General features: G+C 55.5%; 14 protein-coding genes and 2 CRISPR repeat arrays (1 of these 16 only partly in view). Of the genes, 7 read left to right on the top strand and 7 right to left on the bottom strand.

Annotated elements, in window-relative coordinates; translation table 11 throughout:
* Positions 1–22: 22 nt before the first annotated feature.
* Positions 23–517 (bottom strand): leucine-responsive transcriptional regulator Lrp, encoded by a 495-nt coding sequence (lrp, locus tag BFV67_RS07110; RefSeq protein WP_000228469.1) that lies wholly within the window; start codon positions 515–517, stop codon positions 23–25.
* A gap of 544 nt (positions 518–1,061) precedes the next feature.
* On the opposite strand from lrp, the gene trxB reads away from it, so the two are divergent.
* From trxB to BFV67_RS07075, 7 genes are all read left to right on the top strand, one after another.
* Complete coding sequence (trxB, locus tag BFV67_RS07105; RefSeq protein WP_021240886.1) at positions 1,062–2,030, top strand: thioredoxin-disulfide reductase; 969 nt, start codon at positions 1,062–1,064, stop codon at positions 2,028–2,030.
* Positions 2,031–2,144: 114 nt separating this feature from the next.
* On the top strand, positions 2,145–3,911 hold the full coding sequence (gene cydD / locus BFV67_RS07100) for a heme ABC transporter permease/ATP-binding protein CydD (protein ID WP_069598068.1): 1,767 nt from the start codon (positions 2,145–2,147) through the stop codon (positions 3,909–3,911).
* Positions 3,911–5,632 carry a heme ABC transporter ATP-binding protein/permease CydC gene (gene cydC / locus BFV67_RS07095; protein ID WP_069598067.1) on the top strand — a complete coding sequence of 574 codons (1,722 nt, stop codon included), beginning with the start codon at positions 3,911–3,913 and terminating at the stop codon, positions 5,630–5,632. Before cydD ends, cydC begins: the two co-directional genes overlap by 1 nt.
* A 45-nt stretch (positions 5,633–5,677) precedes the next feature.
* Entirely contained in the window at positions 5,678–6,382 is a 705-nt protein-coding gene (gene aat / locus BFV67_RS07090) for a leucyl/phenylalanyl-tRNA--protein transferase (protein WP_008499991.1), read from the top strand.
* Positions 6,383–6,666: 284 nt separating this feature from the next.
* The gene (gene infA / locus BFV67_RS07085) at positions 6,667–6,885 is read left to right on the top strand and encodes a translation initiation factor IF-1 (protein ID WP_002211347.1); all 219 of its coding nucleotides are present in this window, start codon (positions 6,667–6,669) and stop codon (positions 6,883–6,885) included.
* 172 nt (positions 6,886–7,057) lie between these two features.
* A CRISPR array of direct repeats spans positions 7,058–7,986; the repeat unit is 28 nt; unit sequence TTTCTAAGCTGCCTGTACGGCAGTGCAC.
* A 237-nt stretch (positions 7,987–8,223) separates the two neighbouring features.
* A complete protein-coding gene (gene parS / locus BFV67_RS07080; protein ID WP_069598066.1) occupies positions 8,224–8,667 on the top strand; it encodes a type II RES/Xre toxin-antitoxin system antitoxin in 444 nt (147 codons plus the stop codon).
* Positions 8,664–9,137, top strand: coding sequence for an RES family NAD+ phosphorylase (locus BFV67_RS07075; RefSeq protein WP_045334129.1), 474 nt, complete (start codon positions 8,664–8,666; stop codon positions 9,135–9,137). Before parS ends, BFV67_RS07075 begins: the two co-directional genes overlap by 4 nt.
* A gap of 21 nt (positions 9,138–9,158) precedes the next feature.
* Here BFV67_RS07075 and cas6f read toward each other — a convergent pair whose 3' ends face one another.
* Genes cas6f through cas1f form a run of 6 tightly spaced genes read right to left on the bottom strand, consistent with a single transcriptional unit; the run spans position 9,159 to position 17,207 of the window.
* On the bottom strand, positions 9,159–9,713 hold the full coding sequence (gene cas6f / locus BFV67_RS07070) for a type I-F CRISPR-associated endoribonuclease Cas6/Csy4 (RefSeq protein ID WP_069598065.1): 555 nt from the start codon (positions 9,711–9,713) through the stop codon (positions 9,159–9,161).
* A 9-nt stretch (positions 9,714–9,722) separates the two neighbouring features.
* Positions 9,723–10,721 carry a type I-F CRISPR-associated protein Csy3 gene (gene csy3 / locus BFV67_RS07065; protein ID WP_023327014.1) on the bottom strand — a complete coding sequence of 333 codons (999 nt, stop codon included), beginning with the start codon at positions 10,719–10,721 and terminating at the stop codon, positions 9,723–9,725.
* 13 nt (positions 10,722–10,734) lie between these two features.
* Positions 10,735–11,670, bottom strand: a complete 936-nt coding sequence (gene csy2 / locus BFV67_RS07060; RefSeq protein WP_069598064.1) for a type I-F CRISPR-associated protein Csy2 — start codon at positions 11,668–11,670, stop codon at positions 10,735–10,737.
* Positions 11,667–12,977 carry a type I-F CRISPR-associated protein Csy1 gene (gene csy1, locus BFV67_RS07055; RefSeq protein ID WP_069598063.1) on the bottom strand — a complete coding sequence of 437 codons (1,311 nt, stop codon included), beginning with the start codon at positions 12,975–12,977 and terminating at the stop codon, positions 11,667–11,669. The genes csy2 and csy1 overlap by 4 nt, the downstream gene beginning before the upstream one ends.
* A 16-nt stretch (positions 12,978–12,993) precedes the next feature.
* Positions 12,994–16,227, bottom strand: a complete 3,234-nt coding sequence (cas3f, locus tag BFV67_RS07050) for a type I-F CRISPR-associated helicase Cas3f (RefSeq protein WP_069598062.1) — start codon at positions 16,225–16,227, stop codon at positions 12,994–12,996.
* Positions 16,224–17,207, bottom strand: a complete 984-nt coding sequence (gene cas1f, locus BFV67_RS07045; protein WP_069598061.1) for a type I-F CRISPR-associated endonuclease Cas1f — start codon at positions 17,205–17,207, stop codon at positions 16,224–16,226. The genes cas3f and cas1f overlap by 4 nt, the downstream gene beginning before the upstream one ends.
* Before the next feature lie 331 nt (positions 17,208–17,538).
* Positions 17,539–18,346: a CRISPR direct-repeat array (repeat unit 28 nt; unit sequence TTTCTAAGCTGCCTGCACGGCAGTGAAC) (it continues 301 nt past the right edge of the window).

The following is an 18,346-nucleotide window of genomic DNA, read 5'->3' as shown; positions in this document are numbered from 1 at the left end:
CTGATTTTGCACCTGTTCCGTGTTAGCGCGTCTTAATAACCAGACGATTGCTCTGTTTGACCTCTTCCATTACCACATAAGTACGGGTGTCGTTCACGCCCGGCAGACGCAACAGGGTTTCCCCCAGCAGCTTACGGTAGGCGGACATATCAGGCACACGGGTTTTCAACAGGTAGTCGAAATCACCGGACACCAGATGACACTCTTGAATTTCTTCAAGTTTTTGTACAGCGGCGTTAAATTGCTCAAACACATCCGGCGCACCACGATTCAGAGTAATCTCAACAAATACCAGAAGTGAGGCATCCAGATAATGCGGGTTCAGCAGAGCCGTATAGCCCTGAATAAAACCCTGTCTTTCCAGTCGGCGCACACGCTCAAGGCACGGCGTCGGGGAAAGTCCCACACGTTTTGAAAGCTCGACGTTGGAAATACGCCCATCCTTTTGCAATTCATTCAGAATGTTACGATCGATACGGTCGAGATCTTTGCCAGGGCGCTTCTTGCTATCTACCATTATTATTGTCTCTCTGTATTCCTTCCCTACTCCTGCCTGGACCCTGTGCACATCACTGTTCAGAGCCTGTACCCGTTAGTCATCACATCGCCTGGTTTTGTATTAGACGCGATGCGGATTCGGGTTCTGTTGGTAAGAAGACCGTTGCCCGAAGGCTGTCACCGACATCACGTATGGCGTCTGTCCACGCCATGCGTAGATTTCACTGACCCGGTAAAAATGGCATTTACGTGCATGCCTATGCGGCATACGGTTAACGCGGTTTTTTTTCTTCCTTGAATGTTTTCGCAAAAGCGCAGGGGATTGTCAAAGCAAAACATCGTTTTTTAGTACAACATGCCGGATATTCATTACGACAGGGTATTAATCCTCATTTTATTGCCTTATAAACGACCGGTTTTCTTAAGAAAGCGTGATGTTATCGCGCGCGATTCATCGTCCACGGCTATTACACAGATTGATATCAAAATTGCTGCGCTCTTTTTTTACGGCAACAAATTCCCTACAATCCAGCCAAATGTCTGCCAACAACAATGGGGATCTCATGGGCACGGCCAAACACAGTAAGCTGCTAATCCTTGGTTCTGGACCTGCGGGATATACCGCGGCGGTCTACGCTGCACGCGCTAACCTGCACCCGGTACTCATCACCGGTATGGAAAAAGGCGGTCAGCTGACCACCACCACCGAAGTGGAAAACTGGCCAGGGGACCCGAACGACCTGACCGGGCCGCTGCTGATGGAGCGCATGCACGAGCATGCCGCTAAATTCGAAACCGAAATTCTGTTCGATCACATCAATAAGGTCGACCTGCAGAACCGTCCGTTCCGCCTGACGGGTGACAGCGGTGAATACACCTGTGACGCGCTGATCATTGCAACCGGCGCCTCTGCCCGTTACCTCGGCCTGCCATCCGAAGAAGCGTTTAAAGGCCGCGGGGTTTCTGCCTGCGCCACCTGCGACGGTTTCTTCTATCGCAATCAGAAGGTCGCGGTCATCGGCGGCGGCAACACTGCCGTGGAAGAGGCGCTGTATCTGGCCAACATTGCCTCTGAAGTGCACCTGATCCACCGCCGCGAGACCTTCCGCGCGGAGAAGATCCTGATCAAACGTCTGATGGATAAAGTGGCAAGCGGCAACATCGTGCTGCACACCAACCGCACCCTGGAAGAGGTGACGGGCGACCAGATGGGCGTTGCCGGTCTGCGTATCCGTGATACCCAGAACACCGATAACGTCGAAACGCTGGAAGTGGCGGGTCTGTTCGTGGCTATCGGCCACAGCCCGAACACCGCAATCTTCGAAGGCCAGCTGGAGCTGGAAAACGGCTACATCAAAGTGCAGTCCGGCATTCACGGTAATGCGACTCAAACCAGCATCCCGGGCGTATTCGCGGCCGGCGACGTGATGGACCATATTTACCGTCAGGCGATCACCTCTGCGGGCACCGGCTGTATGGCCGCGCTGGACGCTGAACGCTATCTCGATGGACTGGCTGAACAAGGTAAATAATCTTTACAAGTCAGTAACAAACGTAAATAAAGGCGGCGATAAGTCGCCTTTATTGTCTCCCCGTTGTAACATTGCGCTGCCCAACTTCTAATAACGTCACCTGCAAAGTACGCAATGGAAAAAACCCGTCAACAAGAGTTAACACGCTGGCTGAAACAGCAAAGCGTTCTTTCCCGCCGCTGGCTTACGATTTCCCGTATTTTGGGTTTCATCAGCGGTCTGTTGATTGTTGCCCAGGCATGGCTGCTGGCCCGCATTCTTAATCACATGATCATGGAGAACATTCCCCGCGAAGCGCTCCTGCTGCCCTTTATTGTCCTGATCCTGATTTTTATCCTGCGCGCCTGGGTGGTGTGGCTGCGTGAGCGCGTCGGCTTCCACGCCGGGCAGCACATCCGCTACGAGATCCGCCGTCAGGTGCTCGACAGGCTTCAGGAAGCCGGGCCCGCGTGGATCCAGGGTAAACCGGCCGGTAGCTGGGCGACGCTGATCCTTGAGCAGATTGACGATATGCATGACTACTACGCGCGCTATCTGCCGCAGATGGCCCTTGCCGTCTTCGTTCCGCTGCTGATCGTGATCGCCATTTTCCCGGTGAACTGGATGGCAGCGCTGATTCTTATGGGCACCGCCCCGCTGATCCCTCTTTTTATGGCGCTGGTCGGGATGGGGGCAGCGGATGCCAACCGCCGAAACTTCCTGGCATTGGGTCGCTTGAGCGGTCATTTTCTCGATCGCCTTCGCGGCATGGAGACGTTACGCATTTTTGGCCGCGGTGAAGCGGAAACCGAAAATATTCGCCTGGCGTCGCAGGACTTCCGTCAGCGCACCATGGAAGTGTTACGCCTGGCCTTCCTGTCCTCCGGCGTACTGGAATTCTTCACCTCACTGTCGATTGCCCTCGTGGCGGTCTACTTCGGCTTCTCCTACCTCGGGGCGCTGGATTTCGGCCATTACGGCACGGCGGTGACCCTTTCCGCCGGGTTCCTGGCGCTGATCCTGGCGCCGGAGTTTTTCCAGCCGCTTCGCGATCTGGGGACCTTCTATCACGCCAAAGCCCAGGCGGTTGGCGCCGCCGATAGCCTGAAAACGTTCCTGGAAACGCCGCTGGCCCACCCGGAGCGCGGTGACGTAACGCTGAATGCAAAAGACCCCGTGACCATTGAAGCGCAGGACTTTTCCATTCTGTCGCCCGAAGGCAAAGTGCTCGCCGGTCCGCTGAACTTTACCTTACCTGCCGGACAACGCGTGGTGCTTGTCGGCATCAGCGGTTCCGGGAAAAGTTCTCTGCTGAACGCGCTATCCGGTTTTATGGCCTACACGGGTTCACTGCGAATCAACAAAACCGAACTGCGCAACCTCGATCCTGACGCCTGGCGTAAACAGCTCAGCTGGGTAGGCCAAAACCCGCAGCTTCCCGCCCCGACGCTGCGCGAAAACGTGCTTCTGGCGCGCCCGGACGCGCGTGAAGATGAGCTGCAATCGGTTCTCGACCGCGCCTGGGTCAGCGAATTTCTGCCGCTGCTGCCGCAAGGGGTGGATACCGTAGTCGGCGACCAGTCCGCCGGGCTGTCGGTCGGGCAGGCGCAGCGTGTGGCCGTTGCCCGCGCGCTGCTTAACCCATGCCAGCTAATGCTCCTGGACGAGCCCGCAGCCAGCCTTGACGCACACAGCGAGCAGCGCGTCATGGAAGCGCTTAACGCCGCCTCCCTGCAGCAAACCACCCTGATGGTCACCCACCAGCTGGAAGGGATTGCCGACTGGGACCAGATCTGGGTCATGGAAAACGGCCGTATTGTTGAGCAAGGCGATTACGCCTCTCTCGTTGCCGCCCAGGGGCCATTTGCGACCCTGCTGGCGAACCGTCAGGAGGATATCTGATGCGCGCTCTGCTGCCTTATCTTGCGCTCTATAAACGCCACAAATGGATGCTGACGCTGGGGATTGTGCTGGCGATTGTTACGCTGCTCGCCAGCATCGGCCTGCTCACGCTTTCCGGCTGGTTCCTGTCGGCCTCGGCCGTCGCGGGGTTCGCCGGATTATACAGCTTCAACTATATGCTTCCGGCCGCCGGGGTTCGCGGTACCGCTATCACCCGTACTGCCGGACGCTATTTCGAACGGCTGGTCAGCCACGACGCCACTTTCCGCGTGCTGCAGCACCTGCGTATCTATACCTTCAGCAAACTGCTGCCCCTCTCCCCTGCCGGGCTGGCGCGTTTTCGTCAGGGCGAGTTGCTTAACCGCGTGGTGGCGGACGTTGACACGCTGGATCACCTTTACCTGCGCGTGATTTCCCCTATCGTGGGCGCGTTTGTGGTGATTGTGGTGGTCACGCTGGGGCTGTCTGTTCTGGATGTTCCCGTTGCGCTGACCCTGGGTGGGATCATGCTCCTGACGCTTATCGTTCTGCCGCCGCTGTTTTACCGCGCCGGGAAATCCACCGGGGAAAACCTGACGCGCCTGCGCGGGGACTACCGCCAGCAGCTGACCGCCTGGCTTCAGGGGCAGGCAGAGCTGACCATTTTTGGTGCCAGCAAGCGCTACCGCGCGCGGATGGAAAGTACGGAGCTGAACTGGCATGAGGCCCAGCGCCGTCAGTCGGAGCTGACGGCCTTCTCTCAGGCGCTGATGATGCTGATCGGCGGCGTGGCGGTGATTGCCATGCTGTGGCTGGCTTCCGGCGATATCGGGGGAAATACACAGCCGGGTCCGCTTATTGCCCTTTTCGTTTTCTGTGCGCTGGCCGCGTTTGAAGCGCTGGCTCCGGTGACGGGCGCCTTCCAGCATCTGGGGCAGGTCATCGCCTCTGCCCTGCGCATTACCCAGATTGCCGAGCAGAAGCCTGAAGTCACGTTCAGTGCCGGGCAGACCGCTGTCCCTGAGCAGGTTGCGCTGACGCTTGAAGATGTTACCTTCAGCTATGACAAACAGGCGCAGAACGCGCTGGACGGTATCACCCTTTCTGTGAATGCCGGCCAGCGGATTGCGATCCTCGGCCGTACCGGCTGCGGTAAATCGACGCTGCTGCAGCTGTTGACCCGCGCCTGGGACCCGCAGCGCGGTCAGATTTGTTTTAATAATACGTTGCTGACCGATTTCAGCGAGCAGGCCCTGCGCAAAACCGTCAGCGTCGTTCCGCAGCGGGTGCATCTGTTTAGCGCCACCCTGCGCGATAACCTGCTGCTGGCTGCGCCAGAGGCCTCTGATGATGCGCTTCGCGCCGTGCTGGAACAGGTCGGTCTGCATAAGCTGCTTGAGGGCGATGGACTGAACAGCTGGCTCGGTGAAGGCGGTCGTCAGCTTTCCGGCGGAGAGCTGCGCCGTCTGGCGATTGCGCGCGCGCTGCTGCACGATGCGCCGCTGATGCTGCTTGACGAACCTACCGAAGGGCTGGATGCCACGACCGAGAGCCAAATCCTTGATTTGCTGGCCAATGTCATGACCGGTAAAACCGTCCTGATGGTTACGCACCGCCTGCGCGGACTGGCGAGTTTTGATCGGATAATTGTGATGGACAACGGACACATTATTGAGCAAGGTAGTCACGCAGAGCTGTTGGCGAAACAGGGTCGCTACTTCCAGTTTAAACAGCGTCTGTAGACTATATTTGTAGCGTCCTCACTCGCGTACTGGAGTTTTGCTGTCATGCGCCTGGTCCAGCTTTCTCGTCATAACATCGCGTTCCCTTCTCCAGAAGGGGCGCTGCGTGAACCCAATGGGCTGCTGGCCCTTGGTGGTGACCTCAGCCCTGCGCGGCTGTTGATGGCGTACCAGCGCGGCATCTTCCCCTGGTTTTCTCCCGGCGACCCGATTTTATGGTGGTCTCCCGATCCGCGTGCCGTGCTGTGGCCAGAGCAGTTTCACCTGAGCCGCAGCATGAAGCGTTTCCATGCAAAATCACCGTACCGCGTCACCCTGAACCACGCCTTTGGTCAGGTCATTGAAGGCTGTGCCGAAGACCGGTTTGAGGGAACATGGATAACCCGCGATATCATTACCGCTTACCACCAGCTTCACGAGCTTGGCTACGCGCACTCCATTGAGGTGTGGGACGGCGGAGCACTGGTCGGCGGCATGTATGGCGTGGCGCAGGGGACGCTGTTTTGTGGTGAGTCGATGTTCTCCCGCGCGGTTAACGCCTCGAAAACGGCGCTGCTGGTCTTCTGCCAGGCGTTTGCCCAGCGCGGCGGACGCCTGATCGATTGTCAGGTGCTCAATGAGCACACGGCTTCCCTCGGCGCCGTTGAGATACCGCGACGCCAGTACATCGAGCATCTGGATGCCAGTCGTCAGGAAAAGCTCCCGCGCGACTTCTGGATACCGAGAACGCTCTTTATGCCCAATGCCTAAATGTTTTCCGCATATTTTTTGTGAGGGTGTTATAATTATGCCGCAGAGTAGCTTCTGCCTGTTGCCCCGCCGCCGTTTGGGACCTTCGCTTCAGATAACGTCCTGACGTTTATCCTGTTGTCTCCCCTTTACGAATGCGCTTCCTGTTCGGTTGTACCGTGACGCTTGGGCAATGCGCCGAAACTGTTTTGCTGCGTTTCAAACGCGCAATTCTTTACTTAATTGATGAATTTCGGCATTATCTTGCCGGTTCAAAACTTGGTAGTGATACCCCAGAGGATTAGATGGCCAAAGAAGACAATATTGAAATGCAGGGTACCGTACTTGATACGTTACCTAATACCATGTTTCGCGTAGAGCTGGAAAACGGTCACGTGGTAACTGCGCACATCTCCGGTAAAATGCGCAAAAACTACATCCGCATTTTGACGGGCGACAAAGTGACTGTTGAACTGACCCCGTACGACCTGAGCAAAGGCCGCATTGTCTTCCGTAGTCGCTAATTGTTTTCGCCTGTAATGGCAGATGAATATTAAATAAGGCCGGGATATTCCCGGCCTTATTTTTTTGTGTCGCAGTTGATTATTTGAACAATTATTTAGCCGTTCGTTCCAGCTTCAGGGCTGTCTGTTCGACAGTGCACGGTGCGACGACTGTTAGGCCTTATTTTCTATTTTGCTGAGCTGCGTGTGCGGCAGTGCATCCTTATACTCACTCCATCACTTTGATTCCAGCTTTCTAAGCTGCCTGTACGGCAGTGCACTTCGACCAGTGCGTTAAACACTGCGACCGGGTTTTTCTAAGCTGCCTGTACGGCAGTGCACGGCTTTACCCGGGCGGGTGAGAATAATAACGATTTCTAAGCTGCCTGTACGGCAGAGCACATTCGCGCCGCGATCACGAACGACGACGCCACTTTCTAAGCTGCCTGTACGGCAGAGCACCCCACGCGCGTGCGCTGGTCTGGTTTCGCGCATTTCTAAGCTGCCTGTACGGCAGAGCACGGCAACCAGGCGGCGGCATCCATTGCGCAGCATTTCTAAGCTGCCTGTACGGCAGAGCACTTTGTCATTTTTTTCTCAGAAAACCGGGTCCATTTCTAAGCTGCCTGTACGGCAGTGCACTCACCACATCAGTGATATTCGCTGCGGTCGTTTTTCTAAGCTGCCTGTACGGCAGTGCACTCTTCCGAGGTGTCACACCTGATCGCCACGATTTTCTAAGCTGCCTGTACGGCAGTGCACTCATCGAAGCCGGACTCACGCAGCAGCTTGTCTTTCTAAGCTGCCTGTACGGCAGTGCACGGAGAGATCCTCCAGAAGTCCGGCAGGCTTGCTTTCTAAGCTGCCTGTACGGCAGTGCACTTCCCCCTGGATTAACTTTGCTGCGTCGTGGATTTCTAAGCTGCCTGTACGGCAGTGCACATCCATCGTTTTCAAAAATATCTCGTGAGATGTTTCTAAGCTGCCTGTACGGCAGTGCACTAAAAAAATCGGTAAGATGTTTGCGTACAAGATTTCTAAGCTGCCTGTACGGCAGTGCACGCTGCTGAGTCGTGAAGACAGTAGCGTCACCATTTCTAAGCTGCCTGTACGGCAGTGCACTGTAATAATATCCCCACACCCTTCTGATTTGCATACAAAAAAAGCTAAAAAACCTTCTCTGACCCTCTTTTTTACCCACCAAGAATACTCATTTAAAATCAATAAATTACACAAACGCTAAAAATTAGGGTCAAAACACCTTCTTCGCATCAATCCCCCTCACAAAAACACCCATTCCACCCACCCTGACAAATGGCTATACTTACCCATGACAAATGACATTACTCAGGAGGTGACATGAGAACATGGATCCCCGCACAGAAACCTGCTGATAACGCACTTTGGCGTTACGCCGGTTTACCCGCCAACCGAGGTATGCGGTTGATTGAATTTCTCAATCAGGGATTACCCGTCAGTGTGCTCGACAACATCCACGAGTGGACGTCCATGTCGAAAGCGGACATTTTGCGTGTCACGGGTATCAACGAACGTAACGTGGCCCGCCGCAAAAGCGCGGGACGGACGTTAACGCCCGGCGAGAGCGAACGCGTGGCCCGTTTCGTTCGGGTGCTGGATGCTGCCGTTGACTATTTTGGCAGTAAAGAAGAAGCATGGACCTGGCTGCAGGCACCGGTGCGCGGACTGGGGAACGTGGCGCCCGTCGACTTAATAGCGACGGAAACCGGTGCGCTGGAAGTCACCGATTTGATTGGTCGCCTGGAACACGGCGTGTTCGCATGATTTTTTATCGTCTGGTGACAGGACGCTATGCCAGCGAGGCGTGGAGTGGGAGTGGTGCAAACCAGTATGGCGGACGGTGGAATCATAAAGGCCATCCAGCTGTGTATGTCTCCACCTCCATCTCGCTGGCCTCACTGGAGATTTTGGTACATGTCAGAAAAGATACCGTGCTGAATCAGTACCAGCTTTTCAGCATTGATATCCCGGATGACCAGATAGATTACCTGGATAAAGCGTGGCTCCCCGAGGACTGGCAGGAAAATCCGGCGCCGGTATCGACAATGGATCTGGGAACCGGTTGGTTGCAGGCTAACAGTGCCCTCGCGCTTATCTTACCTTCCTGTATCATTCCTTATGAAAACAATGCCATCCTTAACCCCTTACATCCGGCGTTCCACTCGGCGCTCAATTCAGTTCAGCAACTCCCCTTTATTTTTGATACCCGCCTGGCTGAAAAAACCGCACCCTGAACGCGGATGCGGTTATACGTATTAGAACCAGGGAACCGTCGCCGTCGCGCTGAGTCCGTAGGTCGTAAACATCCCGGAGACAGGCGTAGAGAGCAAATCACCATGGCGAATGAAGAGCTTAAAAGACTGGCCGGTAGAGAGACTGCGCAGGTTAAGCCAGGGTAAATCCGTCCTCGCTTCCTGCATCGTCAGAAGACGTTGTTGCGCCTCCTCCTTTGTTAACCATCCTTTTTTCACCGAGCGTCGCATGAGCCTCTGCGCACTGCTTTTCACCTGGACGCGGCTCACGCAGCGCCACTGGTTGACGACAGGCACGGGCTGGATGTCTGAGGACATGCAGTAGTCACTCAACCCTTTCCGCCAGGACAATGCTTCAAGTTCGCTTAGTGCCTGATGATGACCGTGCACGCGTAAGACGGGGCCAGGCTTAAGGCCATATGCCGGGAAGCTGATCCCTATATCCCCCTGCCCTCGTTGTCCCAGCGCGCGGTGCAGCTTGGCCACCAGCGCAGCCATCAGCATCTCCTCGCTGAACTCCGGATCGGGCAGAACGCGGATCTCAAGATAGTGATCCATAGCCACTCCTTAATCGCCCTTTTCACCGAAAACGCCACCGCGGATCAGCACAGCCATGACGTAATGCTGCTGCTCAACCTCGGGTTTCAGTCCTTTCGTCACCCAGTTATCAAGCAAGGTGTAGAAGTCCATTTTCTCTTTCGGCTGACGACAGGCCACACCGCGACTGGTGACTGAGCCGTACGGCTCAACGGCGATAGCGCCCAGCGCATCTACCTGAGGGTGCCAGGTATCGATAGTTCGAATGGCATTCCCGATTTTCTGCGAGTGCATGCCCGCAACGCTGTCTACCTGATACAACAGGCGGCTCTTGCTGCTGTTGCTGTCCAGGACCAGCTCCTGCGACGGAAAAATCTCCTGTCCGGCACCGAGGAGCACCTGCGCTTCGACGTTCAGGAGAACAAACCCTCCACCGCTGAGCCCTTTTTCGATTTCCTGCGCCAGTGCGTTTAGGCTCTCGTCGCTGGCTGTAAAATCTCGCAGCGCATAATTGTATGCATCAAACGTCCACGACTTACTGCCCGTCACGTTCACGATGATTTTTTCAGCACCGACGCGGTTGCGCCATAAAAAACGCCCGTTCGCCAGGTTAGTTGCGTAGCGGCGCGCCAGTTCGGCAAAACCGTGTTCAGTGATATAGCCATCGATAACCTGCTGAAGTTCATCCTGATACGCGCGGTCATTACACACAGAAGGCGTCGACAGGTTTCCCAGCACGCGCAGGGTAAATTTCACCTTCAGGGTGTCTGCATCGGCAGGTAGCGACGCCACATCCACACGCTGCAGGTTCGCTTTCTGGATCTCGGCATCCAGTTTAGCCGGATCGTTGGTGAGCGCATTTTTCAGACGGTTAGAGATGGTGCCACGCACCGCTTTTTCCTGGATGCGGATCGGTTGCCACTGATTGCCCTGCCAGCTTCCGGAATACATCACTGCATCCGAGGTTGCCAGCTTACGTTCAAATGCCAGTACAGATGCCGTTTTAACGGCCGTTGGAGCCTTTGCCATAGATAAGTCCTTTTTAATTAATAAATTCTGATGTCACCGGCGCGCCCGCGCCCTGACAGTAGTAGCCTGTTTCCGTTGTCCGATAACGCCAGAAAATCTCGTCCAGTGACCGAATCCGGTGCAGACCGCACCACTCGCCCACGCCATACACCGCTTCGGTAAACGCAAAGGGCGTTTCTGCATCACGCGCGTTTGCCACGACGCCCGGTGCGTAGAGTTCAGAGATGCGCTGATAACCCGTCATCAACGGCACCAGATAACCGGGGTTGGGTTTCGGAACAACGTGCCAGTTGGCCGGGTCGCCTTCCTGGATATCGCTATCCTCTGGCGTTTCTGCCTGTATTTTTAGCGCGGCAAAATCCAGCCAGGCGTCGAGAAGCGTTGCATCCGGGTTATGTTCAAGCAGAGTCGTATGATGCTCGCCCAGCCAGCCGCTGCGATCCCGCAAGGCAAAGCCCGGCATCAGTTGCCACGTTAATCGCCCCATCTCCTGAGCGCTGGCAGGCATCGCCATAACCGAAATGTCCTGGATATCGACGATGATTCCTCCCGCAAGTCGGAGCGTCGGACACACCTGCCTGAGATGCTCGGCAAGATCGCGCTGACCGTATTCGCCATTTGGAATTTCCCCGTGACACTCCAGCAGCAGCGAAACCATCATGTGCATGCGCCCCTCTTCGTTAAAGGAGGCCGTTTTCGCGTCCCGTGTAAGCGGATTGCGGGTCAGGGCAAACTGATAATCGCGGCCAGAGGTGTGCGCGTGGATCTGGTGCTCGTGGCTGATCACGGCACAGCCATCAATGCGCAGCTCGTGCGTTTCGGCCAGACGGCGAGACAGCGCATGGGAAAATCCCAGGAAATGGGTAATGGCGGGAAAACCGTAAGTCATACCAGCAATCGCGTTGGCGTTTTCAACTCTCACACGGCGAAGCAGGATCAGTGAGCTCATTTCAGCGCCTCCCGGATAATTTTTTCCATCTCACGCAGGTTGCTGCGTAAACGCTCACGGGTTTGCCATTCACGCTGTTCCACATACCCCACATCCTTTAATGCCTTGCTCAGGCGCGCGTTAAGCCACAGGGCAAAATCTGTTGCGACGCTTACCTGCCAGTCGTCTTTATCCCGCTCGAGACGAAAAGCCTCATCGGTTTTGGTGCGCCAGGGATCGAGCCAGAGTTGTTGATGAGTGACTAATCGTTCGCACGAGAGCGTCCAGTTTTGCCATGTATCACGCTGTAGTTCCGACGCAACCACAAACAGCAGGTCGATAAGCGCATCAATGTATTCATCACGCGCTTCGCGAATACGGACATTGGTGTAATCACCGGTTCTGGCCAATAAAGACACAAGCAGTTGAACAGTGCTGTTTGCACGTCGATCAAACTGACCACCTAAAGTGAAAATAGAACGTAACGTCGTCGGCGGCTTGTCTGCTTTTTTCCACTGCGGCGGCTGACAGGATAGAAGCCAGCTACGCCCGCCGCGGACGCTGTTGAGATAGGAAATGTTTTGCGGTTTGGTGCCACCAAAGTGTATTTCCGCTGAATCCGGGAAAAGCGTCAGCGGAGTGGGATGCCAGGTTTTTTCCCGGCGTGCTTTCCAGATAGCTTTAACATCGTCGCCAAAACGGAAGGCAATCATTTTCTGATGCATGGCGTGAACAAGCGAGGTGGCAAATAACGGGCTCAGCAGATGGTAATTTTCACCTACCGGGAAATAGCCCTGCTTAGCCAATTTGTGCGAAGCGGGTTCTCCGGACGTTAACGCACGGGAAAATCCCGCAATCCATTCACCTAGTTGGTTCGCATCATCGGTAAAAGCGGCCAGCGCAGCGCGATCTCCGCGTTTCAGGCTTGCCAGTAGAGAATCACCACCGTTAACCCGTGTTTGCAGCAATTTCGCGACGTCCAGCGCCGCGGCGTTTCCCACGGCATCCGGTTCCAGACCTGACAACGCAGCGGTGCTGAGATACCCTTCCTGCGCCACTGCCTCGCTGTAAATACTGCTACTTTTTGAATCCCCGTGGGTAAATTTCGCCGCATGGGTCACGAGGTTAATTTGTCCGGCTCGCTTCGCGGCATCCGTCAGCCAGGCTTTCGGTTCATAGCGAAGCTCCAGTTCCCGACGTTCTGCCGCAAGCGTCGCGCTCTCTTCAGCGCTGCGTTTTGCGGCCTCTTTATCAAATGCTTCCAGCTTTGTTTGCCGTCGTCCGGCAATGTACTCAGCGATGAAAGCGCTTAGTGCTTCAACTGACATACTCGCTCCTGGCTCCTTATCGATATTCTCTGAACACACCCAACGCTGGGTGATACAGCCATTGCTCTGTCTCCTCCTCCCTGCTGATTCTCAATGTGATTTCGCCATACCGTCGCGATACCGCGCCCAGCTCCATCTGCTTAGTCTCGGCCAGCGCCTGTAATACCTCGCCATAATCAATCGCCATCCACGGCTCTACACCCTCGGCCATCGATAAGGACTTCTCGCAAAACCGTCCCGCAGGTTTTAACACCCCGTTCTCCTGCATCAGGCAAAACTCAGGTTGATCACCTTCCTCTTCCATACTCAAAAAGAAAGTGTCCTGCGGCGACGAGCGGCGAAACGGTGTACGTCTCTGAAGCTCGCCGTTCCACGTCAGCGGCAGCCGCCACCACGACGCGGCTACAGCATCTGATTTATCGCCGCCGTCCAATAGCGCGGCGCGCAAACGGGCATGCTCCAGCGCCGCCAGCGCATTGCCGGGCAGGTTTTCCACGATGCGCGGGATCGCATTCAGCGTGCGATAGCCCTCTTCGCTGAGCAGTTCATGGAGATCGTGGTGAGGCAGCAGATGATGCTCGGTTTCAAAACCGGGCCGACAGTAGGCAATCTCTTCTCCGCGAAGCGCACGCACGTTGCGTTCCAGAATCACCAGGTTTTCATTTTCAGGCACGATCTGACGATGGCGCTGAATACGGCCCGCAAACTGAATAAGTGAACGCATCGAGCTCGGCTCGATAATCCCCCAGTCGGCATCAAAATCGCGCCCGACTTCGAGAACGGATGTGCCAAGCACGACAAAGAGATGATGCTGTTCCGGTGACGTCAACGCCTGCTTAACGTCAGGCAACTGCCAGACCCGCTCCGGTTCGTGCCGCGTGAACGCGGCGTCGAGCCGTTTTTCAATCGCCGCACGCACAGCCAGCGGGTGCTGGCTGTGGTACACGCAATAATGAATGCGGTAATTGTCCGGAGAAGGTAATGCCATCAGCACCTGCGCGACGGCAACCAGCGGGTTGATGTTCGCCATCCGCACCAGACCAAACGACACGGTTTTGCCGCTTTTATGGGTGCTACGGTGATGACCGTGCAGCGCGAACATTTGCTGGTGCAGCGTCTGCGCCAGCGCAGAGACAACATCAGCATTCCGGGAAGCGTGCGCCTCCACGGCGGCCAGTTTACCCAGGCGAAGCCGGGGCTGGTCTGGCAGACGTTTAATCCGCTGCGTGACAAAATCGCCATGCGCCTGACGAAATTGAGCATCGTCGGCCACATCCTGCGACTGCGCGCCATACTCATCAAACCAGGCGCAGCAGATACTCATCGGTCTGTCCGACTGACCGCACGCGGCCTGCCAGGCTCTGCGCCCTTCCCGATAGGCTTCAAACAGCGCTTCCGTTAACGCGGGGGGGAGCGTTGCCGAGGAAAGTAGCACGCGAGAACCGAGCATTCCCGCCCAGTTCACCAGCCGACACAGGGTGTGCAAATCATCAACGTCAAAATCGTCAGGTTCATCAAGCACCAGATCGCTGGTCATCAGGCGCAGCATGGCGGGGATCTGCCTGCCGCCGCGTACGCCTTCCGTTGCCGGCATCAGGTGATCGATAGTTGTCACCAGCACCGGGGCACTGACCAGGCGATTGAGCGCCGGTTCTTTCGCCAGCCACTGCTGCGCGATGCCGCTACTGGTCGCCCCTTCGTAATGCACGTAATGGTGGCTGGCGAAAAACGTTTCGTCGCTGGCGCTACTGGTGTCTTCAGCATCGTTGCCCTGATACAGTTCCTTCACTGCCGCAGCACCGGTAACGACGGCCAGCGTGTCGTCATCCAGCCCCAGGCGCGACTGCAGAGCCTGCCCCGTTTGCAGCGTCAGCGTGCGTAACCCCAGCGCCACGCTGAAGCGGCACCCCTCCTGCTCATCCGAAAGAGCATACATAATCCGGGCATTAGCATAGGTTTTCCCGCATCCGGTCGAGGCCATATTGATGCCGAAGAAGCCCTGCCCGGCACTCTTCTCGCGCAGAGAAGACGCTACGTCCCACGCCTTGTTTTGCCAGTGAAAACGCGATTCTTTCGCCCTTTCCCGGAACGTTTTATGCCGGGCGATGGCGGGCAATGAACGGCGCAACGCAGGAAGAGAACGTCCCATCAACAGCGCCTGATGTGCGACACCGACATTGTGCTCATCCAGTTTTTGCTTAAGCTGTCCGGACTGGCGGTCGCTGTTGGCCCAGCACGGGACGGCAACATCCTGCCAGGCTAAATACGCGGGTTGTGAGGAGTAAACGTGATCGGCCAGCATCAGCGACAGGCGGGCGAGATGGAGGGTGAAAAGATTATCCAGCGATCCCGCCTGAAGTAGTGCAGGCAGGTTCCGGATGCGTTTACCAATCTGTCGGGCCTTCTCGCGCCAGGTTTGACTTTTTAGCGGCGTGCCGTGCGGAAATGTCCAGACATTTTTAAAATCACGCGTTTTCCATGGATGTTTATCGGTAGATTTATGGTTGAGCGAGTTCCAGTCTGCATTCAGCTGTTTCTCAATCCAGCCTTCGCTGTACAGTAATGAGGTCTTTGCCGGATGCGGTTGAGGTAAACGGTGGTGCGATAGCATTAGCCACGCCACCACCCTCGCTACCGGGGGCAATTTTTCGAGCGGGCTATTGCTCCACTCTGCCCTGTCCATCTTCAGCGCTTTCAGCATGGCTTTTTCGTCAGCGGCCTTAAGCTGCGTTAACGATGCCAGCCACTGTTCATCACTACGCTCTCCTACAAACGCCTCGAACAGACGCACCGAGATCCACTCATGCCGATACGGCTGACAAACGTGCTGACTTTCCCCCTTAAGCGTCTGCTGGAAGCACATCCCCGCTTTGCCAAAATCATGAAACAGCCCGGCAATCGCCGCCAGCAGGGCGATGCTTTCCGCACTTTGCCAGCGGTGTTCCCCGTCGTTGCGGATAATTTGCAGCGTCGTGCGATTCGTAGGCACGCGCCCTTGCGCATTAAAGCGACGCAAATTCCCGACTATCCACAACAGCTCGGTTTGACCGTTTTTTTTCAGCCAGTGACAGGCCACGGCGGTGTTACGGCGTGCCGTTTTACGCAGCAGCTTGCGCAGCGTGTTAACGCCTTCCATCGTCATCGTCGTCTGCCACGCGGCATCACCGGTACGCTCAGCAAACTGATCGATAATCTGGCAGCTTTGCTCACGCGCGCGTTTGGTACACCGGGAGATAATCAGCACATTCATTGTGCCACTCCCGCCAGCGATTGAGAGGTGTCCTGCAACGTGGTGATCATCACATCCAGCGCATCAGACTGTTGAAATGCGTTGATGCAGCGCTGACGAAACTGTTGACTATCCTCACCCTCCATAGCCGCAACAAACGCCTGCGGCATAACGAGGGCGTCTTTGATTAAATCGGCAATATCAAAAACCAGCCCGCCGCGTCGGGTTTTACCGTGCATGACCGCCAGACCGTGAGGAATGCCCGTTACCCAGGCCGCGACAGCCGCCAGCCCGTAGGCCAGATAGTTGCCCTGATCGAGGAAACGGTTCGCCATATCCGCCCCACCACCGCGTTTGGCACGGGTAAAGCTGCCATAGCCCACCGTCTGACTGGTCAGTTTGTAGAGCGATTTCGTGAGCTGCGCTTCCTGGAGCATCAGCGAGGTGTGGTCCTGTGCGTTTTCCATGCCCGTTCTGGCCCGATCCAGAATAGTCTCCAGCGCGACCTTATCAGGCTGAAAAGGCGTTTCCCGATGCATCCGCAGCCTCTCCCACTGTTTTTCAATTTGCAGTAAACGGACAAGCTGAAAATGCTTTGCCGCCTGCAGACGTTTTTCTTCATCAAACCAGAATGAGACCCAGTTTTGTAAATATGCGGTCGGACGGTATTCGCTTTGCGGGCTGAGCCATGAGACGTCAATGTCCACCTCGTTCGCTGAATAAAGCGGCGTACCATCCGTTCCACAGAAACCGACCATCACGCCCGCCCGGGCAAACTCCCGCATTGCCATTTGTGTAACGGATGTTCCCATTCCCAGCATCACTGCCGTGGTATTCGCGATGGGAATATTCCAGTAAAAAGATTCTTTTCCTTCCTGGGTGACATATTCAACACGCCCGCCATTCACCTGGATGCGACATTTTTCCAGGTAATAAATATTGGCGCGCTTTGAATGCAGGATAGTTTTCAAATCTGTAGGGGTGATGCTATTTGCAGGCATGGCAACGGCTTTTATTTCAAGGTGTTGAATGCGGGTATGTTATCGGACATAAGACAAATGCAAATGTGATAGATATCAAATGAATGGAAATTTCGGTGATAATTAAACAAAAAATCATTTTTTCCTTTGATGTATCATTCTTACAAATAATATATCAATAGCAATATAATTAACTCCTGAATGGGATTTTTATTTAATCAGAAAATGGAGAGCGTGGGTATGATGGTATTGCGTTTTTAAATCGACGCGGTGAATATTTGTGAGAGATTGTTACGTGTGCTGTCCGTGTGGCAGTAACGCCATTTCCATGACATCAAAGCCTGGCGGCCTTTTTCCAAGCTGCCTGCACGGCAGTGAACAGCAGCGTCGTATCAAGACCGCGCCCGTCGTTTTTCTAAGCTGCCTGCACGGCAGTGAACTCCCCGTGGTCGTGGTGTCAATTCCCGCCGTATTTCTAAGCTGCCTGCACGGCAGTGAACGATGCCAGGCTGGCACCACTTTACTCATCTCCTTTCTAAGCTGCCTGCACGGCAGTGAACTCGCGCCAGGCGTGGCGTGCTTATCCCAGTCATTTCTAAGCTGCCTGCACGGCAGTGAACATCCTGGCTCTCATTGAGCGCTTCATGTCTTCTTTCTAAGCTGCCTGCACGGCAGTGAACGGGCGATGGGCTGACAAGTCATAGCCCCGCGATTTCTAAGCTGCCTGCACGGCAGTGAACCATCACCGCCACGACGACAAGACTTGCGATAATTTCTAAGCTGCCTGCACGGCAGTGAACATGAAGCAGGTGCAATGTGGCCACGCTGGTCTTTTCTAAGCTGCCTGCACGGCAGTGAACAATCATAGCGAGTCTGGCGCGAGAACATCCGATTTCTAAGCTGCCTGCACGGCAGTGAACTTGTTTGTGTACGAACCATCATGAATATAGCGTTTCTAAGCTGCCTGCACGGCAGTGAACTGGGGGGAGGTGTGCGTGTGGCGTCAGTCAATTTTCTAAGCTGCCTGCACGGCAGTGAACACCGCAGCGGAGCGATTCATGAGCGCGACGGGTTTCTAAGCTGCCTGCACGGCAGTGAACCCGTGGTGCTGAACATTGTTTTGCCAGTTCCGGTTTCTAAGCTGCCTGCACGGCAGTGAA

This window comes from Enterobacter roggenkampii (genome assembly GCF_001729805.1).
Taxonomy (GTDB): domain Bacteria; phylum Pseudomonadota; class Gammaproteobacteria; order Enterobacterales; family Enterobacteriaceae; genus Enterobacter; species Enterobacter roggenkampii.
This window is presented reverse-complemented; position numbering and strand designations above follow the sequence as displayed.